At 70.9% G+C, this 23578-nt stretch carries 24 protein-coding genes; 14 read left to right on the plus strand and 10 right to left on the minus strand.

Annotated elements, in window-relative coordinates; genetic code table 11:
* Positions 1-1160: 1160 nt before the first annotated feature.
* The 3 genes from L942_RS05985 to cofC are packed head-to-tail and all read right to left on the minus strand — an operon-like array spanning position 1161 to position 5219.
* Positions 1161-2108 carry an NUDIX hydrolase gene (locus L942_RS05985; protein WP_037355923.1) on the minus strand — a complete coding sequence of 316 codons (948 nt, stop codon included), beginning with the start codon at positions 2106-2108 and terminating at the stop codon, positions 1161-1163.
* Positions 2105-4531, minus strand: coding sequence for an RNA degradosome polyphosphate kinase (locus tag L942_RS05990; RefSeq protein ID WP_200862715.1), 2427 nt, complete (start codon positions 4529-4531; stop codon positions 2105-2107). Before L942_RS05990 ends, L942_RS05985 begins: the two co-directional genes overlap by 4 nt.
* Positions 4532-4586: 55 nt before the next feature.
* Positions 4587-5219 (minus strand): 2-phospho-L-lactate guanylyltransferase, encoded by a 633-nt coding sequence (cofC, locus tag L942_RS05995; protein WP_037355926.1) that lies wholly within the window; start codon positions 5217-5219, stop codon positions 4587-4589.
* A gap of 116 nt (positions 5220-5335) precedes the next feature.
* On the opposite strand from cofC, the gene L942_RS06000 reads away from it, so the two are divergent.
* The 3 genes from L942_RS06000 to L942_RS06010 all read left to right on the plus strand — a co-directional run bounded on the left by L942_RS06000 (position 5336) and on the right by L942_RS06010 (position 7829).
* The gene (locus L942_RS06000; protein ID WP_037355929.1) at positions 5336-6094 is read left to right on the plus strand and encodes a lysophospholipid acyltransferase family protein; all 759 of its coding nucleotides are present in this window, start codon (positions 5336-5338) and stop codon (positions 6092-6094) included.
* Positions 6094-7119 (plus strand): NAD(P)H-dependent glycerol-3-phosphate dehydrogenase, encoded by a 1026-nt coding sequence (locus tag L942_RS06005; RefSeq protein WP_037355932.1) that lies wholly within the window; start codon positions 6094-6096, stop codon positions 7117-7119. Before L942_RS06000 ends, L942_RS06005 begins: the two co-directional genes overlap by 1 nt.
* A gap of 230 nt (positions 7120-7349) precedes the next feature.
* The gene (locus L942_RS06010) at positions 7350-7829 is read left to right on the plus strand and encodes a cysteine dioxygenase (RefSeq protein WP_037355935.1); all 480 of its coding nucleotides are present in this window, start codon (positions 7350-7352) and stop codon (positions 7827-7829) included.
* Here L942_RS06010 and L942_RS06015 read toward each other — a convergent pair whose 3' ends face one another.
* Genes L942_RS06015 through L942_RS06025 form a run of 3 tightly spaced genes read right to left on the minus strand, consistent with a single transcriptional unit; the run spans position 7830 to position 10016 of the window.
* Positions 7830-8816, minus strand: coding sequence for an asparaginase (locus L942_RS06015; RefSeq protein WP_037355938.1), 987 nt, complete (start codon positions 8814-8816; stop codon positions 7830-7832). It lies immediately after the preceding gene.
* 10 nt (positions 8817-8826) lie between these two features.
* Positions 8827-9648, minus strand: a complete 822-nt coding sequence (locus tag L942_RS06020) for a class I SAM-dependent methyltransferase (RefSeq protein WP_037355941.1) — start codon at positions 9646-9648, stop codon at positions 8827-8829.
* Positions 9645-10016 carry a VOC family protein gene (locus L942_RS06025; RefSeq protein WP_037355942.1) on the minus strand — a complete coding sequence of 124 codons (372 nt, stop codon included), beginning with the start codon at positions 10014-10016 and terminating at the stop codon, positions 9645-9647. The genes L942_RS06020 and L942_RS06025 overlap by 4 nt, the downstream gene beginning before the upstream one ends.
* 134 nt (positions 10017-10150) lie before the next feature.
* Here L942_RS06025 and L942_RS06030 point away from each other — a divergent pair, with 134 nt between their 5' ends.
* The gene (locus L942_RS06030; RefSeq protein ID WP_037355972.1) at positions 10151-10852 is read left to right on the plus strand and encodes a response regulator transcription factor; all 702 of its coding nucleotides are present in this window, start codon (positions 10151-10153) and stop codon (positions 10850-10852) included.
* The gene (locus tag L942_RS06035) at positions 10849-12300 is read left to right on the plus strand and encodes a sensor histidine kinase (RefSeq protein ID WP_063695724.1); all 1452 of its coding nucleotides are present in this window, start codon (positions 10849-10851) and stop codon (positions 12298-12300) included. The genes L942_RS06030 and L942_RS06035 overlap by 4 nt, the downstream gene beginning before the upstream one ends.
* Here L942_RS06035 and L942_RS06040 read toward each other — a convergent pair.
* A complete protein-coding gene (locus L942_RS06040) occupies positions 12272-12946 on the minus strand; it encodes a pyridoxamine 5'-phosphate oxidase family protein (protein WP_037355943.1) in 675 nt (224 codons plus the stop codon). The two genes, L942_RS06035 and L942_RS06040, sit on opposite strands and share 29 nt — an antisense overlap.
* Positions 12947-13035: 89 nt before the next feature.
* On the opposite strand from L942_RS06040, the gene pdxR reads away from it, so the two are divergent.
* The 3 genes from pdxR (at position 13036) to L942_RS06055 (ending at position 16958) form a co-directional block, all read left to right on the plus strand.
* Entirely contained in the window at positions 13036-14406 is a 1371-nt protein-coding gene (pdxR, locus tag L942_RS06045; protein WP_037355944.1) for a MocR-like pyridoxine biosynthesis transcription factor PdxR, read from the plus strand.
* Between the two features lie 93 nt (positions 14407-14499).
* The gene (locus L942_RS06050) at positions 14500-15597 is read left to right on the plus strand and encodes a D-alanine--D-alanine ligase family protein (protein ID WP_037355945.1); all 1098 of its coding nucleotides are present in this window, start codon (positions 14500-14502) and stop codon (positions 15595-15597) included.
* A 20-nt stretch (positions 15598-15617) separates the two neighbouring features.
* Positions 15618-16958: an MFS transporter gene (locus L942_RS06055; protein WP_081654955.1), complete on the plus strand. Its 1341-nt coding sequence runs from the start codon at positions 15618-15620 to the stop codon at positions 16956-16958.
* Here the strand turns inward: L942_RS06055 and L942_RS06060 are convergent.
* A complete protein-coding gene (locus tag L942_RS06060) occupies positions 16939-17478 on the minus strand; it encodes a DUF3515 domain-containing protein (RefSeq protein ID WP_037355946.1) in 540 nt (179 codons plus the stop codon). The two genes, L942_RS06055 and L942_RS06060, sit on opposite strands and share 20 nt — an antisense overlap.
* Positions 17479-17497: 19 nt before the next feature.
* On the minus strand, positions 17498-17731 hold the full coding sequence (locus L942_RS06065) for an Lrp/AsnC ligand binding domain-containing protein (protein WP_009074118.1): 234 nt from the start codon (positions 17729-17731) through the stop codon (positions 17498-17500).
* Between the two features lie 137 nt (positions 17732-17868).
* On the opposite strand from L942_RS06065, the gene L942_RS06070 reads away from it, so the two are divergent.
* From L942_RS06070 to L942_RS06090, 5 genes are all read left to right on the plus strand, one after another.
* The gene (locus L942_RS06070) at positions 17869-18828 is read left to right on the plus strand and encodes a thiamine-phosphate kinase (RefSeq protein WP_037355949.1); all 960 of its coding nucleotides are present in this window, start codon (positions 17869-17871) and stop codon (positions 18826-18828) included.
* Between the two features lie 21 nt (positions 18829-18849).
* A complete protein-coding gene (locus tag L942_RS06075; protein ID WP_037355951.1) occupies positions 18850-19329 on the plus strand; it encodes a GNAT family N-acetyltransferase in 480 nt (159 codons plus the stop codon).
* A gap of 48 nt (positions 19330-19377) precedes the next feature.
* The gene (locus tag L942_RS06080; protein ID WP_037355953.1) at positions 19378-19908 is read left to right on the plus strand and encodes a gamma carbonic anhydrase family protein; all 531 of its coding nucleotides are present in this window, start codon (positions 19378-19380) and stop codon (positions 19906-19908) included.
* Positions 19909-19939: 31 nt separating this feature from the next.
* Positions 19940-20617 (plus strand): uracil-DNA glycosylase, encoded by a 678-nt coding sequence (locus L942_RS06085; RefSeq protein WP_037355956.1) that lies wholly within the window; start codon positions 19940-19942, stop codon positions 20615-20617.
* A gap of 73 nt (positions 20618-20690) precedes the next feature.
* Positions 20691-21479, plus strand: a complete 789-nt coding sequence (locus tag L942_RS06090; RefSeq protein ID WP_037355960.1) for an alpha/beta fold hydrolase — start codon at positions 20691-20693, stop codon at positions 21477-21479.
* A gap of 185 nt (positions 21480-21664) precedes the next feature.
* Here L942_RS06090 and rpmB read toward each other — a convergent pair whose 3' ends face one another.
* On the minus strand, positions 21665-21856 hold the full coding sequence (gene rpmB, locus L942_RS06095; RefSeq protein WP_009074135.1) for a 50S ribosomal protein L28: 192 nt from the start codon (positions 21854-21856) through the stop codon (positions 21665-21667).
* A gap of 134 nt (positions 21857-21990) precedes the next feature.
* Here rpmB and L942_RS06100 point away from each other — a divergent pair, with 134 nt between their 5' ends.
* Positions 21991-23577, plus strand: coding sequence for a DAK2 domain-containing protein (locus L942_RS06100; protein WP_037355963.1), 1587 nt, complete (start codon positions 21991-21993; stop codon positions 23575-23577).
* The last annotated feature ends 1 nt before the right edge of the window (position 23578 follow it).

Here is a 23578-nt window from a genome sequence, read left to right on the forward strand (position 1 = left end):
GGACGGGGGCCGGTGCCGCGGTGAGGGGGTGGGGAGGCGTTGTGGGGCTGGGGTTTCGGGTGGGTGGGGTGAGCGGGGGTTTCGGGATCGAGTCTGGCTGGGCGGGTTCTGTGGGGTTGCGGGACTGGGGTCGCCTGGGGAGGCGGGTTTCGAGGTCGAGTTCGGTTGGGCGGGCTGCGCCGGGGTTCGGGATCGGGTCTGGTTGAGCGGGCGTTGCTGGGGTTACAGGACTGGGGTCGGCTGGGGAGGCGGGTTTCGAGGTCGAGTTCGCTTGGGCGGGCTGCGCCGGGGTTTCGGGATCGGGTCTGGTTGAGCGGGCGTTGCTGGGGTTACAGGACTGGGGTCGGCTGGGGGAGAGGCGGAGTTCGAGACCGAGTTCGGTTGAGCGGGCTGGGCTGGGGTTCGGGATCGGGTTTGGCTGAGCGGGCGCTGCTGGGATTACGGGACTGAGTTCGGCTGGGGGCGAGATCGGGTCTGGCTGAACAGGCGCAGCTGGAGTTTCGGGACTGAGTTCGGCGGGGTGAGACGGGTTTCGAGATGAGTCCGGCTGAGCGGATTCTCGGATGGGCGGGCTGCGGTGTGGATGCGGTGCCCGGATTGTGGGCCTGACCTGGCGAGCAGGGCGGCTGAGGTGTGTTGTGGCGGGCGGGTTTCGCGGCTTGGCGAGTGGGTGCGGCGGCCGGGTTGGCGACGCGGTGCGGCGATCGAGTTGGCTCGGAGTGCTCTGCGGTGGGCGGGGTTTTCGCTGCTGCGTGCGCGGATACGGCGGTGAGCCGGGGTGGCGGACCAGCTCGCCGAGTGGGCTGAGCAGCGTGGTGCAAAGCCGAGGGAAGACGGCGTTTCCCGAGGTCGGCGGGCTCTTCGGGCTCCGGAAACAACCCCGCCGAATTTGCTGATAAGACAACAGATTCGCCAGCGTCGAGGCAGCCAGGGAAGGCGAAAGGAATCCCGCCGCCTGGTCCGGGAGGGATAATCCGACGCCCGGAGATAAATCCCCGCCGGGGGTAATTAAACCCTCGAGCCGGTCTCGGACGTCGCTTATGCCGGGTGCGGAGATAACTGCGGAGCAATACCGGTCTCTATAGAATCCGCGGCCCGCCGAATGGGTGCCATGGGAAGGGCCCGGCGCGCCGAAGCGACGCCGGGCCCGGAGAAAAAGATCAGCCTGCCGAAGGGACCGGGGCGGGCAGCGGGCTCGGGTAGTAATCCGCGCCCACCAGAACCGGTCCGTCGTCGCCGGGGCAGAACGACAGGACCCACAGCGAGCCCTTCTTGCTCGGCACCACCCCGTCGCGGGCGGCCGGCAGTTCCAGCCCGTCCCGGTCCGCCAGCGCGCTCACCAGGTCCGGGATCACGCCGCCCTGGCTGCTGATCAGCGGGGTGCCGCCGTCGGACGCGATCGCCAGCAGGCGGCGGATTCCGAGCAGCGGGTCCGGCCAGTAGCCCTCTTCCGACAGCAGCGGCTCGTGCCGCACCTCGACGCCTAGTGCGTCCGCGACGCCGCCGACGGTCTGCACACACCGCAGCCGCGGCGCGGAGAACACCCGGTCCGGGCCGAAGAGCGGCAGCAGGTCTCGCAGCGCGGCAGCTTGGCGCTGACCGGCTTCCGACAGCGGACGCAGGTCGTCGTCGCCGGTCCAGTCTTCGCGTTTGCCCGCCTTGGCGTGCCGCACCAGCAACACCGTCGTCAGCGCGGCCGGGAGCGCGCAGAACTCGCGCAGCACCCGGACATCCGCCGGGCGCGTGAGCAGCCGCTCGGCCTCGACCGGGGGCAGCCAGCGCAGTTCGTCGACCTCTTCGTTGGGGGCAAAGGCTCCCGCGACGGCTTCGGCGCTGAAGTAGTCGACGCTTTTGCGCAGCATCCGTCCGTTGTTCTTCGCGGGGACCTCGTACGTGGTCTGCGCGACATAGCGGCCCAGCACCGCGCGGAACCCGGTCTCCTCGGCGATCTCGCGCACCGCGGTGGAGGCGAGCGTCTCGCCGGGGTCGACCTTTCCCTTCGGCAGCGACCAGTCGTCGTAGCGGGGCCGGTGCACGAGCGCGACCTCGGCGCCCGTCTCGGCCGGGCGCCAGAGCACCGCGCCTGCTGCCCGGACGTCCACGCTCATCCGACGGCCCCGTGCAGCTTCGCGAGTTCGAGCTGGTGGTCGCGCACCTGCGAACCGGCGGCCGGGAACGGCTGCCATTCGCCGGACGAACTCAGCACCCAGCAGCGCGTGTGCGGGTCGAGCGCCGAATCGAACACCTCGTCCAGCTGCCTCGTCAGCTTCGGATCCTTGACCCGCACCAGCGCCTCGATCCGGCGGTCGAGGTTGCGGTGCATCATGTCCGCGCTGCCGATCCAGTGCGTGCCGCCGGCGCGGAAGTGGAACACCCGCGAATGCTCGAGAAACCGGCCGAGGATCGAGCGGACCCGGATGTTCTCGCTCAATCCCTCGACGCCCGGCTTCAGCGAGCAGATCCCGCGCACCACCACGTCGACCGGAACGCCGGCCTGCGAAGCGTGGTACAGCGCGTCGATCACCTGCTCGTCGACGAGCGAGTTGCACTTGATCCGGATGCCCGCCTCGAGCCCGGCGCGCGCGAGTTCGATCTCCTCGCCGATCGCGCGCACGATGCCGCGGCGGATGCCGTGCGGCGACGTGAGGATCGTGCGGTAGGTGTCCTGGCGCGAGTAGCCGGTGAGGACGTTGAACAGGTCGGTGATGTCCGCGCCGATGCTCGGGTCCGCGGTGAGCAGGCCGAGGTCTTCGTACAGCCGGGCGGTCTTCGGGTTGTAGTTGCCGGTGCCGATGTGGCAGTAGCGGCGGATGGTCGAACCCTCCTGCCGCACCACCATCGACACCTTGCAGTGCGTTTTGAGGCCCACCAAGCCGTAGACGACGTGCACGCCCGCGCGCTCCAGCGTGCGCGCCCAGGTGATGTTGGCCTGCTCGTCGAACCGCGCCTTGATCTCGACCAGCGCCACGACCTGCTTGCCCGCCTCGGCGGCGTCGATCAGCGCGTCCACGATCGGCGAATCGCCCGACGTCCGGTACAGCGTCTGCTTGATCGCCAGCACCTTCGAATCGGCCGCGGCCTGTTCGATGAACCGCTGCACGCTCGTGGAGAACGAGTCGTACGGGTGGTGCACCAGCACGTCGCCCTCGCGCAGCGTCGCGAACACGCTCTTGGGCGTCTCGCGTTCGCCGAACGCCGGATGCGTCGCGGGCACGAACGGCCGGTCCTTCAGCTCCTTGCGGTCGACCCCGGACAGCTGGAACAGGCAGGTGAGGTCGAGCAGCCCGGGCACCTCGACGACGTCCTCGGGGTCGACTTCCAGCTCGCGCAGCAGCAGTTCGAGCATGTGCTCGCTCATGTCCTGCGCCACTTCGAGCCGCACCGGCGGGCCGAACCGGCGCTGCGCCAGCTCGCGTTCCAAGGCCTGCAACAGGTCCTCGTCGCGGTCTTCCTCGACCTCGAAGTCGGCGTTGCGGGTGACGCGGAAGACGTGGTGCTCGGTCACCTCCATGCCGGTGAACAGATCGCTCAGGTGCGCGGAGATCAGTTCCTCGAGCGGCAGGAAGGTGGCGGACCGGTTGCCGCGTTCGGTTTCCACGCGCATCAGCCGCGGCACGTTGCTCGGCACTTTCACGCGCGCGAACCGTTCGAGCCCGCCCTGCGGATCCCGCACCGTGACCGCGAGGTTGAGCGACAGCCCCGAGATGTACGGGAACGGATGCGCCGGGTCGACCGCGAGCGGCGTGAGCACCGGGAAGATCTGCTCGGAGAAGTAGCTCGACAGCCGCAGCTGGTCGGCCCCGGACAGATCGGCCCAGCCGACGATCCGGATGTCCTGCTCGGCCAGCTGCGGGCGCAGGTGCTCCTCGAACGCGGCGGTGTGCCGCTCGACCAGGTCCTGGTTGCGCTTGGCGATGTAGTCCAGCTGTTCGCGCGGCGTGAGCCCGTCCGCGCTGCGCACCGAGAGGCCGGTTTCGTCGCGGCGTTTCAGCCCGGCGACCCGGACCATGTAGAACTCGTCCAAATTGGACGCGAAAATGGCGAGGAACTTGGCCCGTTCGAGCAGCGGCTGCGATTCGTCCTCGGCCAGCGCGAGCACGCGGGCGTTGAAGTCGAGCCAGGACAGCTCGCGGTTGAAATACCGGTCGTCGGGGAGCGTCTCGACGGCGGTGGGCGCGGACGTGACGGCGGGCGGGGCGGACGGGACGGAACGGAATTCCTCGCCGCTCTCGGTCGTGCTCCGGCGAGGCCGCGCGGAGGTCTTCGCCGCCGCGGGCGGTGCGGCCGGTTTCTTCGCCGTGGTGCGCAGCGCGCTCGACGCGGCGGTCTTGCGCTTGGCCGGTTTGGCGTTGTCTTCCGCCGACGCTGCCTTGGGTTTCGCCCGACGGGTCGCCGCGGCGTCAGCGTTCCCGCGCGAGGTCGCCTTCCTGCCCGCGGTGCGCGGAGCAGGGGACGAAGGGGAGGCGCTGCTGCCGCTCTTCACGCGCCGCCGGGCCGGAGTGCTGCCGTCTTCTGTGCTCACGCTGCCCATTGTTCACTACGAAGGCGCGGTTTGCGCAGGCCGCGATGAAGGTCGAGTGAACAGGTCAGCGCGATTGCGTCCGTTCGGCCGGGAGCAATGCCGCGGTGTGCTTCCCGAGACCGAGTTTCGCGGCGTGGCGGAGATCATCTTCGGTGTCCACGTCGCTGCGCAGGGACGGCAGGGCAAGGGTGAGCGGAATCGCGCCGGAGGACCGGTGCAGTTCCGCGGATCCGGCTCCGAAATGCGGGTCGAGCGGTTTCCCCGGCGCGGACAGCAACAGCGTCGTCCCGGTGCCCTGCCGGTCGAACACCACCGCGCGCCGGCCCGCGGCTTCGGTCAGCGCCTGCTCGAGATCCACGGCCCGCAACGCGGGAAGGTCCGCTTGGAGCGCGCCGACCACTCCCTCCGGGGCGTCCGCGCGCAGCAGTTCCGCGCCGTGCCGCAGCGCTTCGTTGAGCCCGCCGCTCGCCGGCTCGGCGACCAGTTCCACGCCGAGACCGGCCAATTCGGACAGCGCGGCCGGATCGGGGGTGACGACGAGCACGCGCCGGACCCGGGCGACGGAGGTGACCGCGGCCAGCGTGTCGCAGGCTAGCGCCAGCACCAGTTCGGCGTGCCGGTGCGCGGCGACCGCCCCGCGCAGCCGGGACTTGCCCGTGCCCGGCGGTTTCAGCGGCATGACCAGGTCTGCGTCCACCTGTCCATCTTTACCCGAAACCGGCCGCGCGCGTGCGTGAGCACACCCTCCCTGGACTGCGCGAACCGGCGCGCGGCAGGATCACCCGGAGCAGAGGAGACCCGAGGAGGAGAACTGTGGCACGGCGTGAGAAGGGCGGATTCTGGGTGGGGCTGGCCGCCGCCGCGTTCTACCCGCTGACCGCCATCGGCAAGCGGGTGTACCTCGGCGCGGAGAAAATCCCCCGGCAAGGGCCCGCGGTGCTGGTGATGAACCACATCTCGCACCTGGACCCGGCGGTCGACGCGGTGTTCGTGCACCGGCAGAAGCGGGTGCCGAGGTTCTTCCTCAAGGCGAGCCTGAAGGACGTGCCGGTCTTCGGCCGGATCGTGACCGGGTCCGGGCAGATCCCGGTGGCGCGCGGGTCGGCCGCGGCCGGCGACAGCCTCAAGGCCGCGCACCAGGCGCTGCAGGAGGGCAAGGTCATCGTGATCTACCCGGAGGGGACCATCACGAAGGACCCGCTGGGCTGGCCGAAGGAGGCCTACAGCGGCGCGGCGCGGCTGGCGCTGCAGAACGACGTGCCGGTGATCCCGATCGCGCGCTGGGGGACCAACCAGATTTTCAACGGCTACACCAAGAAGTTCACACCGTTCCCGCGCAAGACGGTGACGCACCTGGTCGGCGATCCGATCGACCTGTCCGCGTACCGGGGCGGGAACCCGCGCAGCGCCTCGACGCTGCGCGAGGTCACCGCCGTGCTGATGGACGAGGTGACCCGGCTGCTGGCGGAGATCCGGCAGGAGGAACCGCCGGTCAAGAAGCCGGAGACGGACAAGGCGGCAACCAAGACAGATGCCAAGGCGGAGACCGAGAAGCCGGAGGACGGTGCCTGATGGCGGGTTTCGCCGCCGACGTGCAGCGGGTCACCGTGCTCGGCGCGGGTTCGTGGGGCACCGCGTTCGCGAAGGTGCTCGGCGACGCGGGCCGGGACGTGACGATGTGGGCGCGCCGGGAAAGCGTCGCCGAGGAGATCCGGGAACGGCACACGAACGAGTCGTATCTCCCGGGCACGTCGCTGCCGGAACGGATCACCGCGACGGCCGACGCGGCCGCGGCGCTCGACGGCGCGCAGGCGGTCGTGCTCGGGGTGCCGAGCCAGAGCCTGCGCGCGAACCTCACCGGCTGGCGGCCGCTGCTGCCGCCCGAGGCGATCCTGGTCAGCCTGGCCAAGGGCGTGGAGCTGGGCACGCTCAAGCGGATGAGCGAGGTGATCGCCGAACTCGCCGCTGTCGATCCGGGCGAGATCGTGGTGGTGTCCGGGCCGAACCTGGCCCGCGAGATCGCCGCCGGGCAGCCCGCCGCCGCGGTGCTCGCGTGCGCGGACCACGAGCGGGCGAAAGCGGTGCAGCAGGCGACGTCGAACCAGTATTTCCGGCCCTACACCAACACCGACGTGGTGGGCTGCGAGCTGGGCGGCGCGTGCAAGAACGTGATCGCGCTCAGCTGCGGCATGGCCGCCGGGATGGGCCTGGGCGCGAACACGATGGCGACGCTCATCACGCGCGGGCTCGCCGAAATGGCGCGGCTCGGCGCGAAACTCGGCGCCGACCCGCTGACCTTCGCGGGGCTCGCCGGGCTCGGCGACCTGGTCGCCACCTGCTCGTCGCCGTTGTCGCGCAACCGCACGTTCGGCGAACGGCTCGGCCGCGGCGAGACGCTGGCCGAGGCGCAGGCGGCGACCGGCGGCCAGGTCGCGGAGGGGGTCGCGTCGTGCTTGTCGATCCGCGAACTGGCGCAGCGGCACGGGGTCGACATGCCGATCACCGACGCGATGTACCGGGTGTGCCACGAGGGCGTCGACCCGCGGCAGGCGGGCGCGGAGCTGCTGGGACGGTCGCGGAAGCCGGAGTGGCGCTGACGGCGTCGGCGGTGTGAACCCGCCCTCACCTGGGGCGGTCCAGGGGGTGGGAAGGGTTGACCGGGCGGCCCGGGGCTGGTTCGCTGGGCGGCATGCTGACGTGCGAGATGACGATGCGGCCGGGGTCTGCCGACCTCCGCCCCGTCATGGGCATGTCGTGTCGCTGTTGTCGGTGAACCCCGCCCCGGCCAGTTCGACACCCATCTTCTTCCCGTGAGGACTTTCTTTTCATGTTCGCCGTTCCGGACAACACCCTGCTGCGTCCCGAGAACCCCGCCCTGCGCCACCCGGTCCGCGTCGCCGTCGACGTGGCCGCCGACCGGGAACGCTGGGGCAGCCTCCTGCGCTACGACCCGGACGAGCGGTTCTCCGCGCTCGTCGAACGCACCGAGGACCAGGAGATCTGGCTGCTCAGCTGGCTTCCCGGCCAGCACACCGACCTGCACGACCACGCCTTCTCGACCGGCGCGTTCACCGTCGTGTCCGGGCGGCTGACCGAAACCGTCTCGCGGCGCGCCCCGGGCGGCCGCGCGGTGACCGAGGTGCACGGGCTGTCCGCCGGGCAGTCGCGGGTGTTCGGCCCGGGTTACGTGCACGAGGTGCGCAACGACGGCCCGGACCCGGCGATCAGCGTGCACGTGTATCGCCAAGGCGGCCGGCAGATGCGGTCGTACCAGGCGAATCCGGTGGACGGGCCGTTCCGCGCGTGATCAGCGGTCGAGGTCGCCGCGCAGCCTGAATTGCCGCTCGATCTCGTCCCGGCCGACTCCCGCGGCGAGCAGCACCTGCAGCAGGATCCGCGATTTCCGCGGGCACAGCCACCCCGCCATCGTCGCGCCCATCCGGCGCAGACTCGATTCGGACCCGTGAAATCCGTACGTGCTGCGGAAAGTCGGGCCCGCACCGGTCCTCGACGCGACGACGACCGGCACTTCCGCGGCCGCGATCACGTCCGCCGTCGCGGTCGACACGTGTCCGACGCCGTTGGCCGCCACGACCACGCCGCGCGCCCCGTTCCGGAGCACCAGCGAAAGCAATTCGCCGGTGTCCTCGAGACCCGATTCGAGCAGCGGAACGAAATCGGCGGTTTCGGGTCCCGGCAGCACCGGCAGCCGCGGCGGCGACGGGTGGAAGTAATGCACCGCGCCTTCGGCGACCATGCCGAGCGGACCGGCCGGCCGCGAGGAAAACGTTTCGACCTGGCTGGAATGCGTCTTCCGCACCCACCGCGCCGCGTGCACGTCGTCGTTGAACGCCACCAGCGCGCCCCGGCCGCGGCTGCGCGGATCGGCGGCGACGGTGAGCGCGGCGAGGAGATTCGCCTGTCCGTCCGGACTGGGCAGGCTCGGATTCCGCATCGCGCCGGTGATCACCACCGGTGCGTCGGACGGCCAGGTGAGGTCGAACAGATACGCCGTTTCCTCCAGCGTGTCCGTGCCCTGCACCACCACGAGACCGTCCGCGCCCGCTTCGAGCTGCTCGATGCCCCACTGCCGCGTGCGCGCGAGCGTCGCGTAGTCCATCGACGAACTCGACAAACCGGCCAGCGTCGCCGCGGTGACCTCCATCGGCAGCCGGGAACCCAGTTCTCCCAGCAGATCCTCGGCGCTCAACCGCGGCACGACGCCGTCTTCGAGCGAACGTCCGGGGGCCATCGAGATGGTGCCGCCCAGCGCGGCGACGGCGATGCGAGTCATGCTCCGCACTCTATGCGGGACGCCGCGCCTGCAGGGTGTAGCTCGCGGCGATCCGGCGCGGGTTGTCGCGCAGCCGCCATTCGCCGCCGCCGGCCTCCTCCATCTCGTGCGGCAGCGCGTTCCACGCCGCGGTTTCGTGCTCGGTCAACCCGGTGAGGATCAGGTCCTGGTCGAGCAGCGCGGTGACGATCTCGCCGAGCGAATGGTTCCAGCTGTGCGTGGTCGTCTGGCGCACCGGTTCGTCCGTGTCGACGTACGTGGTGTCGTCGCTGAATACGAGCGGTTCGTCGTGTTCGAAATAGTCGTATTTCGGCCACGCGCGTTCGGATTCGTCGTCGAGCGACCACAGCATCGGATGGCCTTCGCGCAGGAACAGCCGCCCGCCCGGCCTCAGCAGGCGCGCGACGACTTCCGCCCACGGCGCGATCTTCGGCAGCCAGCAGAGCGCGCCGATCCCGGTGTACACCAGGTCGAACGCGTTCTCGCCGAAGACTTTCACCGCGTCGTAGACATTCGCCTCGTGGTAGTCGATGTCCGCGCCGGTGGCTTCGGCGAGCTTGCGCGCCTCGGCGAGCGACGCCGGGGAGAGGTCCAGACCAGAGACCTTCGCCCCGAGCCGGTGCAGCGACAGGGTGTCGGTGCCGATGTGGCACTGCAGGTGCACGGTGCGCAGCCCGGAAACGTCGCCGAGCCGCGGCTGGTCGAAGCGCACGATCTGGCTGAGATGCGCGGGATCGGTCTTGAACTTGTCGAACTCGTAGTACGCCGAGCGCGCGTGGATCGGCGCGCGGTCGTCCCAGTTGGCGCGGTTGATCTCGAACGAGTCCGTCATGCCTTCTCCGCGGCGCTGCGCAGGACGCAGAATTCGTTGCCTTCCGGGTCCTGAAGGACCGCCCAGCCGCTGCCGTCCTCGCGGCGGTGATCGGAATGCAGGGTCGCGCCCAGCTTGAGCAGCCGGTCCACCTCTTCGTCGCGCGGCACGTCCGGCGTCAGGCAGAGGTGCAGCCGGTTTTTGGTCGTCTTGGGTTCCGGGACGGCGATGAACAGCAGCGTGACGCCGGAGTCGAGAGTGATGCCGATCTCCGGGTCGCCCTGCCGGTCGTCCTCGCCGACCGGGCGGCCGGTCACCTGGGTCCAGAACTTGGCCAGCTCCCACGGGTCCGCGCAGTCGACGGTGACGTTGTGCACGACGGAGGTCATGGTCGCGAGTCTGCCCGGAATGCCCGAAGCACGCGACAGCTTTTCCGGCCTCGCCGCGACCGCGAACCTGTCGAATGGCTGTCAGCCTGGGATTCGGCTCGCGCGTCCGCGCGGACGTCGCGGAGGATGGCGGGGTGGAGAACCCGAATCCGGTGCGGCTGCTGGTCGTGGACGACGAACCGCACATCGCCGACCTGGTCGCGACCGTCGCCCGCTACGAGGGCTGGCAGGCCGTGACGGCCGGATGCGGTGCCGACGCTCTCTCGCGCGCCGCGGAGTTCGCTCCCGACATCGTCGTGCTCGACCTCATGCTGCCCGATTTCGACGGGTTCACCGTTCTCGACAAGCTGCGCGAGAAACACGACGCGGTCCCGGTGGTTTTCCTGACCGCCAAGGACGCGACCGCCGACCGCATCGCCGGACTCACCCGCGGGGGTGACGACTACCTCGTCAAGCCGTTCTCGGTCGAGGAGCTGATGGCGCGGCTGCGCGCGGTGCTGCGGCGGACGTCGGAGAAGCCGGATGTGCGCACCGTGCTGCTGCAGGTCGGCGACCTCACCCTGGACGAGGAGACGCACGAAGTCCGCCGCGGCGGGCGGCTCGCCGAACTGACGCCGACCGAATACGAACTGCTGCGCTACCTGATGCGGCGCTCGCCGGCGGTGCTCACCAAGGCACAAATCCTCGACCACGTGTGGGAGTACGACTTCGGCGGACGGTCCAATGTGGTCGAACTCGCGATCTCCCGGCTGCGGCGCAAGCTCGACACCGGGGCCGAACCGCTGATCCACACCGTGCGCGGGGTCGGGTATTCCGTGCGGCAGGCGGGCCGGTGAACCGGATCGGGCGCGGGGCCCGCCGGTGGTACCGGGCCTGGCGCGCTTCCCGGCTGGGCACGCGGCTGGCGTTCGGGCTGGGCGCGCTGGCGCTGGTGGTGTTCGCGATCGTCGGCGCGCTGACCGTCGAGCTGATGCACGACTACCTCAACCGCCGCCTCGACGAGCAGCTCAAGACCAGCCAGGTCGCCCAGGTGCCGCATCTGCGCGAGTCGAAGGACAATCCGGAAGTCGTCTACTCCTGGTACTCGGCGGTTTTCGAGGTGCGGGAGGGGCATGCGGTTCCGCAACCGGGCAGCAACCTGCCGAACGATGTGCAGCCGTTGGCGCAGATCGCCGAAGAGGCGACGGGCGGCGACCTTTTCCGCACCATCGCCTTGCCCGGCCAGGGTTCTTACCGCGTGCGGGCGTGTCCGGTGGAGACGTCGCGGAACGGGACCGGCACCGTGCTGTTGAGCGCCGCGCCGCAAGCCGATCTCGACAACACGGTGCAGCAGCTGATGTTGATCGAAGTGATCGCGTTCCTGATCGCGCTGGCGATTCTCGTCGTTGCCGGCCGGGTCGTGCTGAGGCGCGGGTTGCGGCCGTTGTCGGACATGGCCGGCACCGCGCACGACATCGCTTCGCACGACCTCACCGCGACGGCGAATTTGCCGGTACGCGCGTCCGGCACCGGCGGCGGGGCGGAAGTCGAGGAATTGCGAACGGCCTTCAACGTGATGTTGAGCCACATCGAATCCTCGCTGGCCGCGCGCACCGAGGCGAACGATCGGCTGCGCAGGTTCGTCGCCGATGCTTCGCACGAGCTGCGGACCCCGTTGACGTCGATCCGCGGCTACGCCGATCTTTTCCGCTACGCCGCCGCGAACGAACCGGAGGAACGCGAGGCGCACCTGGAGAAGATCCGGGCCGAGACCGCGCGGATGAGCGTGCTGGTCGACGATTTGCTGCTGCTCGCCCGCCTCGACGCACGGGATGTCGAACCTCCGGTGCGCCCGCAGCGAATGGATCTCACGGAAACCGCCGCGGCTGCCGCGGACGCGTTCCGCGCGGGTCGGCCAGGGCATCCGCTGACCGTGTCGATTCCGGAGGAACCGGTGGTGCTGCACGCGGATCCGGCGCGGGTGCGGCAAGTCCTGGACAACCTGCTGGCGAACGCGGCCGTGCACACCGCGGACGGAACCCCGGTGGAGCTGGCGGTGACGGTGGCGGACGGAATGGCGGTCGCCACCGTCACCGATGCCGGGCCGGGGATTTCCCCCGAGGATCAACAGCGGATTTTCGACCGGTTCTATCGCGTCGACAACTCCCGCACCCGGGCCGCGGGCGGCACCGGGCTGGGGTTGGCGGTAGTGCATTCGCTGGTGGTCGAGCACGGCGGGACGGTCTCGCTGGAAAGCCGTCCCGGGCGGACGGTGTTCACCGTGCGGCTGCCGCTGTCTTCGTGACGCGCGCCGCGACGTGTTCCGGCACGGTCCAGCCCGGCGGCAGGTCGGCGGAGGGTTCTGGTTCGCCGAACACGGTGCGCACCGGCAAGACCCCGGCCCACGCGGCGTTCGCGGCGACGTCTTCGGGCTCGTCGTCCGGTCCCTCGGCGCGGAGCTTCACGGACGCTTCGGTCAGGTCGAGCGCGAGGACCGAAACCGCGGCGAATTCCTTCTTGTTCACCGGGCGGGCGTGTTCCCACGAACCGGGGGAGAGGTGGTCGGTGAGCACGTGCAGGCCGTGCATCTTCTCGTCCGGATCGGTCACCAGCCGGGCCTGGCCGAGGATCACCGCGCTGCGGTAGTTCACCGAGTGGTTGTTCACTGAGCGGCAGTAGACGATGCCGTCGAGCAGAGTGACGGTCACGCAGACGTCCGTTTCCCCGGCGGCGGCTCGCAGACTGGCCGCGCCCGTGGAACCATGCAAGTACAGGGTGTCGCCGTCGCGGCCGTATCCGGTGGGCAGCACCAGCGGGGCGCCGTCGCGGACCACGCCGAGGTGGCAGATCAGCGCCTCGTCGAGCACGGCGTGCAGCACGGCGCGCTCGCTGGCGGCGCGGTGGCGTTTGCGGCCGAGCGTGGTGCGTTCGGTGGGCGAAAGGCTGCTCATGCGTTCAGTGTGCGGCGGCCAAGTGGCTACGTTGAATGTCCACTTCTTCTACACTTGAGAAGTCCACTTCGCCGTGATGGAGGTCCGCTGTGTCCTACGCCGACACCGCTCTGCCGGTCAGTCTCGACCGCGAAGCGGCCACCCCGCTGGCCGTGCAGCTGGCCGACGCGCTGCGCGAAGCGGCGGCCGGCGGACACCTCCGCGGCGGCGACCGGCTGCCCTCCACCCGGGCGCTGGCGGAACGGCTCGGTGTCTCGCGCACGGTCACTTCCGCCGCGTACGAGCAACTTCACGCCGAGGGCTGGATCGCTGGCCGGCACGGCTCCGGCACATACGTGACCACCCCGCCAACCCGCGCCGCCGCGTCCGTCACGGTGCCCGATTCCCTGCTCGCCGAAGCTGAAGCACGCCCGATGCTCGACCTCGCGCCGGGTACGCCGTGGGCGGGCGGACTCGACCGCGCGGCCTGGCGACGGGCGTGGCGGGCCGCTGCCGACCCCGAGCCGCTCACGCGCGCGCACCGGGCCGGATTGCCGGAGTACCGCGCGACTGTGTCGGAACACTTGCTGCGCCACCGCGGTCTGGCCGCGGGTTCGGTGCTCGCGACGGGCGGAACTACCGCGGCGGTCGTGGAACTCGCCGCCGCCGTGCTGCGCCGAGGTGCGGTCGTCGCCTTCGAGGAACCGGGGTATCAGCGTGCGGTGCAAGCGTTCCGGCAGGCCGGGCTGACCGTCGTGGGCGTGCCGGTGGACGAGGAAGGCCTGCGCCCGGACGCGATTCCCGCCGGGGCGCGCGCGGTTTACTGCTCGCCCGCGCACCAATACCCGATGGGCAGCCGGATGAGCGCGGCCCGCCGCGTGCAGCTCGTGGAACGCGCTCGCGCGGAAGGCATGCTGGTCATCGAGGACGACTACGACGGCGAGCTGCGCTTCGACGTCGCCCCGCTGCCGATGCTGGCCTCGCTCGCCCCGGACGTCGTCGTGCATCTCGGGACCACCAGCAAAATCCTCACCCCGACGCTCGGCGCGGGCTGGCTCGTCGCCCCCGCCGCGGTGGCCGATTCCATTCTGGCGTACCGGGATCTCACCGGAACCCGGCCGTCGCCTGCCGGGCAGCGGGTGCTGGTCGAACTCGCCCGGACCGGCGATCTGGGCCGGCACCTGCGGAAGCTGCGCCGGGAAATGGCCGAACGCCGGACGGTGCTGGTGGCCGCGCTGTCGAACGCCGGGATCCCGTTCGTCGGCGACGACGCCGGTGCGCATCTCGTGGTGCGGACCGAAAGCGCCGAAGCCGAGGCCGAGTTGATCGCCGCGGCGGAACGGCATTCGATCCGCCTGGACGGACTGGCCCGGCATTTCGCCGGAACGCCGACCGTGCACGGCATCGCGCTGGGGTACGCGGGCTGCTCTCGGGAAGCGTTGACGGCCGCGGTGCCGACGCTGGTCGATCTTCTCCGCTGACCGGCCCGGTTCCCGCGCAACCGAGCGCGCCGACCAGCGCAGACACCCCCGGCGCGCGCCGTCGGCGATGCTCACCCGGTACGGTGACCGGCTATGAGCGCTGAAAAAATCCGGGTCGCGGTCGTGTTCGGCGGCCGCAGCAGCGAGCACACCATCTCGTGCCTGTCCGCGGGCAGTGTGATCTCGAACCTGGATCCGGATCGCTTCGAGGTGCTCCCGGTCGGCGTCACGCCGAGCGGCGGCTGGGTGCTCGGCACCGGCGACCCGAAGCAGCTCAGCATCCAGGGCCGCGAGCTGCCGACGGTCGAATCCGGCCGCGCGCTCGTGCTCGCCGGCGACCCGACCAGCCGCGAGCTGCGCACCGTCGACCCCGGCCAGGCCACCGAGGTGCTCGGCACCGTCGACGTCGTCTTCCCGGTGCTGCACGGCGCCTTCGGCGAGGACGGCACCATCCAGGGCCTGCTCGAACTCGCCGACCTCCCCTACGTCGGCCCCGGCGTGTTCGCCAGCGCGGCGGCGATGGACAAGGAGTACGCGAAGAAGCTGCTCGCCGCGGAGGGGCTGCCGGTCGGCACCTACGCCGCGCTGCGCCGCGGACAGTCCACTTTGGCCGAAGCGGACCGCGAACGCCTTGGCCTGCCGGTGTTCGTGAAGCCCTCGCGCGCCGGTTCGTCGGTCGGGATCTCCCGGGTCGCCGACTGGGCCGATCTGGACGCGGCGATCGAGCTGGCGCGGCGCACCGATCCGAAGGTGCTCGTCGAGGCCGCGGTGCGCGGACGCGAGGTCGAATGCGGCGTGCTGGAATTCCCGGACGGCCGCGTCGAGGCGTCGCTCCCGGCGGAGATCCGGGTGCTCGCCGAGGGCGAGGACGCCTGGTACGACTTCGAAACCAAGTACCTCGGCGAGGACGCCGAGCTGGACATCCCGGCCAAACTGGACGACGCGCTCACCGACCGGCTGCGCGCGATGGCCGTCGAGGCGTTCCGCGCGCTCGACTGCCAGGGCCTGGCCCGCGTCGACTTCTTCGTGACCGAGGAGGGCGACCTGGTGATCAACGAGGTCAACACGATGCCCGGCTTCACCACGAAGTCCGCCTACCCGAAGATGTGGGAGGTGACCGGGGTGGACTATCCGACCCTGCTGTCGACGCTGATCGACACCGCGCTCGCCCGCGGCACCGGCCTGCGCTGATCGACCGGACGGACCCGCGCGTGCAGATCGCTTCCCGGCTCGACCGGCTCCCAGTCACCCGGCGGCACCGGTACTTCGTGGCAGTCGTCGGCATCGCGACCTTCTTCGACCTCTACGACCTGTTCCTCGCCGCGACCATCAGCACCGTCCTCACCAAGGAGTTCGGCGTCACCCCGACGACGCTGAAGTACGTCCTGGCCTCGGCGTTCGTCGGCGCGTTCGTGGGCGCGGTGTTCCTCGGCCGGCTGGCCGACCGGCTCGGCCGGCGCCGCGCGTTCCTGCTCACCCTCGGCCTGTACTCGGTGTTCACCCTGCTCGGCGCGTTCAGCACCGACGTGTGGATGCTGGTGATCTGCCGCTTTATCGCCGGCATCGGCATAGGCGCGGAACTGCCGGTCGCCGACGCGTACCTCGCCGACCTGCTTCCCGCTCGCGCCCGCGGTCGCGCGACCGCCTGGGCTTACACCATCGGTTTCTGCGGTGTCCCCGCCGCCGGATTCCTCGCCCGCGCGCTCGCCGGCCACGCGCCGCTCGGCATCGAAGGCTGGCGCTGGCTGTTCGTGCTCGGCGCACTGGGCGCGGCGATCGTCTGGGCGCTGCGGTTCACGCTGCCGGAATCGCCGCGTTGGCTTGCCGCACAAGACAGAATGGGCGAAGCGGACGCGATCGTGCGCAAGCTCGAAGAGAGCGCGCCGCAGCCGTTGCCCGAACCGGAGCCGGAACCGCCCGCGCCGGAACCGGTCCGCGCGTCGGCGTTGCTGCGCCCGCCGTGGTTCCGCCGCACGGCGATGCTGTACGTGTTCCAGCTGCTGCAGTCGTTCGGCTACTACGGTTTCGGTTCGCTGGTGCCGATCGTGCTGGCGGCCAAGGGCTTCGGCCTCGTCACGTCGCTGACGTTCAGCGCGCTCACCTTCCTCGGCTATCCGATCGGTTCGGCGCTGTCGATTCCGATCATCGAACGGCTGGAACGCAAGTGGCTGATCGTCGCGAGCGCGGCGGCGATGGCGGTGTTCGGCCTGGCCTTCGGCTACGCCACTTCCGGCGTGCTGATCGCGGTGTTCGGCTTCTGCTACACCGCGGTCAGCAACGTCTTCTCGAACGCCTTCCACACCTACCAGGGCGAGTTGTTCCCGACGTCGCTGCGCGGCACCGCCGCCGGTTCGGCCTACGCGCTGTCCCGGCTGGCGACGGCCGCGATGCCGTTCGTGCTGCTGCCGATCCTGCAGTCGGCGGGCGCGACGACGATGTTCGCCGTGGTCGCGGGTGCGATGGTGCTGCTGATGGTCGATGTGGCGGTGCTCGGCCCGCGCACCACCGGCGAATCGCTGGAAACGATCGCGGCTAGAACCGCAAAGGCTTGACCGGCAGCTTCGCCGAGATGGCGTCCGAAATGGTCTGCAGCGGACCCGTGCCCGCGTTTTCCGGGACAGTCAGCGCCACGTAGACCGGCCGGTCGACCGCGTACCAAGTGGCCGATCCGCCCTGCTCGACCTGCAGCCACTGCACCTTGTCGACCACGCGCAGCTGCGCGGTCGGGGTCAGCTCCGGCGGGCGTTCGAGGCCGCAGCGCAGCACGACCGGGTCCGGTTCGCCCCACGCGACGGTGGCCTTCGGCGCCGGCTCGGCGAGCGTGCGCGGCGACAGCTGCTTGCCGTTCGACGTGAGCGTGGCCGGGACCCCGGCGATCAGCTTCGCGCAGTCCGGCGACCCGGCCTGCGGCGCGGGAACGGACACGAGCGCGAGCGGCTGGTTCTGCTCGGGCGGCCCGGAGGAGCTTTTCGTCAGCGCGACGACCGCGACCGCGACCGCCAGCGCGGCCACGAGCAACGACGCGGTGACGAGGACGACCTTCGGAGGAGCGCCGGTGTCGGTGTCTGCCACCGGCTCAGTGGACCACGCTTCAGAGATGGACGACCGGGCAGGTCAGCGTGCGCGTGATCCCTTCCACGTTCTGCACGCGGGCGACGACGAGCTGGCCGAGCTGGTCCACGGTGTCCGCGGCGGCGCGCACGATCACGTCGTACGGGCCGGTGACGTCCTCGGAGCTGGTCACGCCCGGGACCCCGGCGATCTCCGCAGCCACCGCGGCCGCCTTGCCGACCTCGGTCTGGATGAGGATGTATGCGTGGACCACGGCGTGCCCTTTCGTCGGTGGCGGTCGAGTCGAGGTAGGAACGGTGTAGGAAACGTAGCGCCAGCCCTGGGAAAAACCTAGGGGATCCGATAGTCGGTGGCCGATCCGACACAGGCAAGGGAAACGGGAGGTGACCGGTGTCACCGGACGAGCACTCGGTGGCCGCGACAGGCGAGTTCGGCCTGATCCGGCGGGTCACCGAAGGACGCGCGCAGCCGCCGTCGACGCTGCTGGGCCCGGGCGACGACGCGGCGGTTCTCGCCGCGCCGGACGGACGCGTGGTGGTGACGACCGACGTGCTGGTCCACGGCGTGCACTTCCGGCTCGACTGGTCGAGCCCGGAGCAGGTCGGGCGCAAGGCGGTCGCGGTGAACCTGTCCGACGTCGCGGCGATGGGCGCGAAACCGACGTCGGTGGTCGTCGGGATCGCGTGCCCGGCGGACACCCCGGCGCAGGTCGTGACCGAGATCATGGACGGCATGTGGGCCGAGGCGGGCGCGGTCGGGATCGGAGTGTCCGGCGGCGACCTCGTGAGCGCGGACCAGCTCGTGCTCAGCGTCACCGCATTGGGCGACCTCGAAGACCGCGAACCGGTGACCCGGTCCGGCGCGCGCCCCGGAGACGTGCTCGCGGTGTGCGGACGGCTCGGCTGGGCCGCGGCCGGGCTCGCGGTGCTGCGCCGCGGCTTCCGGTCGCCGGTCGGCGTGGTGAACGCGCAGCGCTGCCCGGAACCCCCGTACGCGGCCGGTCCGCAGGCCGCGCTCGCCGGTGCGACGGCGATGATGGACGTCTCCGACGGCCTGCTCGCCGACCTCGCGCACCTGGCCGCGGCGTCCGAGGTCGGGCTCGACGTGCAGACCGCGTTGCTCGAGGTGTCGACGCGGCTGAAGGAGGTCGGCAGCGCGCTGGGCGCGGACCCGCTGCAGTGGGTGCTCACCGGCGGCGAGGACCACGCACTGGTCGCGACGTTCCCGCCGTTCGACGACCTGCCCGACGGCTGGCGCAAGATCGGCGTGGTCACCATGCCCGGCTCCGGGGTCACGGTGGACGGGCGGGAGTACGACCAGCAGGGCGGCTGGGAGCACTGGCAGCAGTGAGCTTTCATTAAGGTGGCGGCCGTGGACATCCGTGCCGTCGCTTTCGACCACCCCGACGCCGTCAAGCTGATGGCCGAAATACAGCTGGAATACGTGCGCCGCTACGGCGGCGAGGACGAGACCCCGATGGACGCCGCGGAGTTCACGCCGCCGCGGGGTCTGTTCCTCGTCGGATACCTGGACAACGTGCCGGTGGCTTCCGGCGCGTGGCGCGCGCACGACGGTCCGGAGCCGACGTTCCGGCCCGGCGACGTCGAGATCAAGCGGATGTATGTCGTCGAATCCGCGCGGGGCCGGGGCCTGGCCCGGGCGATGCTCGCCGAACTGGAGGCCACCGCGGTCGCCGCCGGGCGCAAGCGCGTCGTGCTGGAGACCGGCACCGAACAGCCGGAGGCGATCGGCCTCTACCGTTCGTCGGGCTACGACGAGATCCCGGCTTTCGGCTACTACCTCGACATGCCTTACAGCCGGTACTACGGCAAGGAACTCGTCCGCGACTGATCTGTATCGCTCTGTATCGCTCTGTTCCGCGAAGACCCGGAGGCGGCATTGGCCATCTACGCGCTCGGCGACCTGGTTCCGACGATCCACCCGGACGCCTACGTCCATCCCGACGCCACCGTGATCGGCGACGTCCGGATCGGAGCGCGCGCCTCGGTCTGGCCGCAGACGGTGCTGCGCGGCGACCACGGGTACATCGAGATCGGCGAACGCTCGAACGTGCAGGACGGCTGCGTCGTCCACTGCACCGCGCGGCATCCGACGATCCTCGGCCCGTCGTCGGCGGTCGGGCACGCGGTGCACATCGAGGGCGCGAAGATCGGCACCGGCTGCTTGATCGCGTCCGGTTCGGTGGTGCTGAACGGAAGCGTGATCGAGGACGGCGGGATGGTCGGCGCGGGCGCGGTGCTGTCGTACGACTCGACGGTCGGCACCGGCGAGATCGCACTCGGAGTTCCGGCGAAAACGCGGCCCAACAAGTCGTTTTCGCAGGATCAGATCGACGCGGTCGTGGATTCCTACGTCCGGCGCGGCGCCCGGTTCCGGGCCGAGTTGCGCAGGCTGGACCCGCCACAGTGACGCCGCGCACGTGGCGCTAGGCTCGCGGGCCGTGACTGGACGACCGCTGGACGAAATCGTCGAAGCCGGCTGGGCGAAAGCCCTTGCCCCAGTGGCCCCGCAGGTCGCCGCGATGGGGGAGTTCCTCCGCGCCGAGATCGCCGCGGGCCGCACGTATCTTCCCGCGGGCGAGCACGTGCTGCGCGCGTTCAAGCAGCCGTTCGACGACGTCCGCGTGCTGATTGTCGGCCAGGACCCGTACCCGACTCCGGGGCACGCGGTCGGCCTGAGCTTTTCGGTGGCCCCGGACGTGCGGCCGATCCCGAAGAGCCTGATCAACATCTACCAGGAGTACTGCGAGGACCTCGGGCACCCGACGCCGTCCAACGGCGACCTGACGCCGTGGGCGGAGCGGGGCGTGCTGTTGCTGAACCGGTCGCTCACCGTGCAGCCGTGCAAGTCCAATTCGCATCAGGGCAAGGGCTGGGAGCAGGTCACCGAGCAGGCGATCAAGGCGCTCGCCGCGCGCGGCGGCCCGCTAGTGGCGATCCTGTGGGGGCGCAACGCGCGGAATCTGCGGCCGCTGCTGGGCGACGTGCCGTGCATCGAATCGGCGCACCCGAGCCCGCTGTCGGCGCGCAACGGCTTCTTCGGGTCGCGTCCGTTCAGCCGGGCGAACCAGCTTCTGGTCCAGCAGGGCGCGGAACCGCTCGACTGGAAACTTCCCTGACGCGGCGTGTCCGGTTCCGGCGGCCGGTTCCGACCACCAGGGTGAGAACGACCGAAACCCCTGGAGGAAAGCCATGACCGCCACCGTCACGTCCGCCGACGGCACCTCGATCGCCTTCGACAGCTACGGCTCGGGTTCGCCGGTGCTGCTGGTCGGCGGCGCGGTGAACGACCGGACGACCGTCGCCGGGCTCGCCGCGGTGCTGGCCGACGCCGGTTTCACCGCGATCGCCTACGACCGGCGAGGCCGCGGCGACAGCGGCGACGCGCCGGTCTACGCCGTCGAGCGCGAGATCGACGACCTCGAGGTGCTGATCGAAGCCGCCGGCGGCTCGGCCGCGGTGTTCGGCCACTCGTCCGGCGCGATCCTGGCCCTGGAAGCGGCGGCGCGCGGGCTGCCGATCACGAAGCTGGCGGTGTACGAGCCGCCGTTCGTCGGCGACGACCGCCCGCGTCCGGCCGAGGACCTGGTGGACCGCGTCAACGCCCGCCTCGCCGACGGCGACCGCGACGGCGCGGTCGAGTTGTTCCTGGTCGAGGGCACCGGAACCCCCGCGGAGATCGTGGATTCGATGAAGGCCGCGCCGGTGTGGGGCTGGTTCGTCGGGCTGGCGCACACGCTGCCGTACGACCTGACCGTCTGCGGCCGGGGCAACCACCTGCCGACGGACCGGCTGGCGGCGATCACCGTCCCGGTGCTGTCCCTGTCGGGCGGCGCTGGGGAGGCGTGGATGACGTCGTCCGCGAAGGCGGTCGCGGCCGCGGTCGCGCACGGGCGGTACCAGGAGATTCCGGGACAGGACCACGGGGTGCTGAACGCGCCGGAGTCCCTGCGGGAGGTCCTGACCGGGTTCCTGCGGTGACGAAAAAGGGGCGAGTGCGCGGCACTCGCCCCCTCACTCCCACGGCCACTCGCAAGGTGACCCCACGCGGGGGTCCAGGGGGCTTGCCCCCTGGCGGGGGCCCGGGGGTTCGACCCCCGGAAGACACGTAGCGACAAAAAATGGCGAGTGCTCTCCACGAGCACTCGCCACCCTTCGAGTTGTCGCTACCCGCGGACGACCTTGCCAGCCTTGATGCACGAGGTGCAGGCGTTGAGCCGCTTGCGCTGGGACACGCCGACCTTCGCGTGCACAACCTGGATGTTCGGGTTCCACCGGCGGTTGGTACGCCGGTGGGAGTGCGAGACCGACTTGCCGAAGCCGGGTCCCTTGCCACAGACGTCGCACACGGCAGCCACGTCGAACTCCTCTGGATATGGGACAAAGAATGCGCGCCCGAACGGGCCGGGCAACTCGACCATAGTAACGAGTGGTTTCCGGGGCCTTGCCGCGGGGTCGTTACCCTCGCGGGGACCGGCTAGGAGGTTACGGGGTGCGGGTGCTGGACGCGGCGGCGGTGTCGGGCTGGGCGGCGGCTTCTGTGCGCAGCTTGGACCGGCTGCGCTCGGCGATCGACGGCATCAACGTCTACCCGGTCGCGGACTCCGATACCGGCTCGAACCTGCTGTACACGATGACCGGCGCGCACGAGGCGCTCGCCGCCGCCGAACCGGCCGACGCGGCGGAGGCGCTGGCGGTACTGGCGCGCGGCGCGGTGGCGCACGCGCGGGGCAACTCGGGCGTGATCCTGTCCCAGGTCGTGCGGGGGATGGCCGACTGGGCGGCGGCCGGCGGCGACCTCGACGGAGCCGGTCTCGCCGCCGCGCTCGGGCACGCCGACCAGGCCGCCACCGGCGCGGTCAGCAGGCCGGTCGCCGGGACGATGCTGACCGTCCTGCACGCCGTGGCCGCCGCCGTTCGAGGCTCGGCGCGGACGTTGCCCGAGGTCGCGCGGGAGGTCGTCACTGTGGCCGCGGCCGCCCTGGAGGAGACGCCCAAGCAACTGCCCGCGCTGGCCAAGGCCGGGGTCGTCGACGCCGGCGGCCGGGGCCTGGTCGCGGTGCTCGACGCGTTGGCCAGCGTGATCACCGGCGAAACCGAGGAGCGTGGACACGACCTGAAGGCGGTCGCTTCGCTCCCGGAGCAGGCGCCGTACGCGTGGGAGGTCATGTACCTGCTGGACGAGGTCGACGAGGCCCGGCTGCCTGCGTTGCGGAAGGAACTGAGCGGGTTCGGCGACAGCGTGACCGTCGCCGGCGACGGCTCGGGCAGCCACGCGGTGCACGTCCATTGCGCGGACATCGGCGCGGCCATCGAAGCCGGGCTGCAACTGGGCAGGCCGCGGAAGATCCGGGTCGAGCCGCTGCTCACGCCGACGCCGATCGAACCTGGAGGCGGCATCGACCGGTCCGTGGTCGCGGTGGTGCGCGGCGGTGGGCTCGCCGAGCTGCTGCGGGCCGAGGGCGTCGCGGTGCTGGCGGTGCCGGACGGCGAGACGCCCAGCGTCGAGGACATGATCGGGCTGTTCAACGAGGCGGCCGGACAGCATCTGAGTGTGCTGCCGGGCGGGCCGGACCTCACCGCGGCCGCCGACGCCGCGGCCGGGCATCCGATGGCGGGCGAGCGCGACGTCGTGGTGATCCCGTGCGCGTCGCCGGTGCAGGTGCTCGCCGCGCTCGCGGTGCACGACGGCGCCCGCCGGGTAAACGACGACGTCGTCGCGATGGCCGAAGCGGCTGCCGCGACGAGGCGTGGCGAGCTGCGGATCGCGCACGAGGAGTCGCTAACCTGGGTGGGCCGGGCCCAGTCCGGCGACGTGATCGGCCTGGTCGACGACGAGGTGGTGCTCATCGAGCCCGCCCCGGCGTCGGCGACGAATCTCGTCGCGGCCGCGGTCAGCGTGCTGAACCGGATGCTGGCGCTCGGCGGCGAGCTGGTCACCGTCCTGAGCGGGGCGGACGCTCCGCCGAGCGTGGCCGCCGAGCTCGCCGAACAACTGCGGCTGGAGCACCCCGAGGTGGAGTTGACGAGTTACGCGGGCGGGCAAGGCGACGCCGTGCTGCTGATGGGGGTCGAATAAT

Origin of the sequence: Amycolatopsis orientalis DSM 43388, from assembly GCF_000411975.1 — a bacterium.
Lineage (GTDB): Bacteria > Actinomycetota > Actinomycetes > Mycobacteriales > Pseudonocardiaceae > Amycolatopsis > Amycolatopsis orientalis_D.

Coding starts and splice junctions, on each gene's coding strand:
- L942_RS06025 (WP_037355942.1), bottom strand. CDS start 10,016: ATGACCTCCGTCGTGCACAACGTCACCGTCGACTGCGCGGACCCGTGG.
- L942_RS06010 (WP_037355935.1), top strand. CDS start 7,350: ATGTTCGCCGTTCCGGACAACACCCTGCTGCGTCCCGAGAACCCCGCC.
- L942_RS06090 (WP_037355960.1), top strand. CDS start 20,691: ATGACCGCCACCGTCACGTCCGCCGACGGCACCTCGATCGCCTTCGAC.
- L942_RS06005 (WP_037355932.1), top strand. CDS start 6,094: ATGGCGGGTTTCGCCGCCGACGTGCAGCGGGTCACCGTGCTCGGCGCG.
- L942_RS05990 (WP_200862715.1), bottom strand. CDS start 4,531: ATGGGCAGCGTGAGCACAGAAGACGGCAGCACTCCGGCCCGGCGGCGC.
- L942_RS06050 (WP_037355945.1), top strand. CDS start 14,500: ATGAGCGCTGAAAAAATCCGGGTCGCGGTCGTGTTCGGCGGCCGCAGC.
- L942_RS06015 (WP_037355938.1), bottom strand. CDS start 8,816: ATGACTCGCATCGCCGTCGCCGCGCTGGGCGGCACCATCTCGATGGCC.
- L942_RS06020 (WP_037355941.1), bottom strand. CDS start 9,648: ATGACGGACTCGTTCGAGATCAACCGCGCCAACTGGGACGACCGCGCG.
- L942_RS05985 (WP_037355923.1), bottom strand. CDS start 2,108: ATGAGCGTGGACGTCCGGGCAGCAGGCGCGGTGCTCTGGCGCCCGGCC.
- L942_RS06040 (WP_037355943.1), bottom strand. CDS start 12,946: ATGAGCAGCCTTTCGCCCACCGAACGCACCACGCTCGGCCGCAAACGC.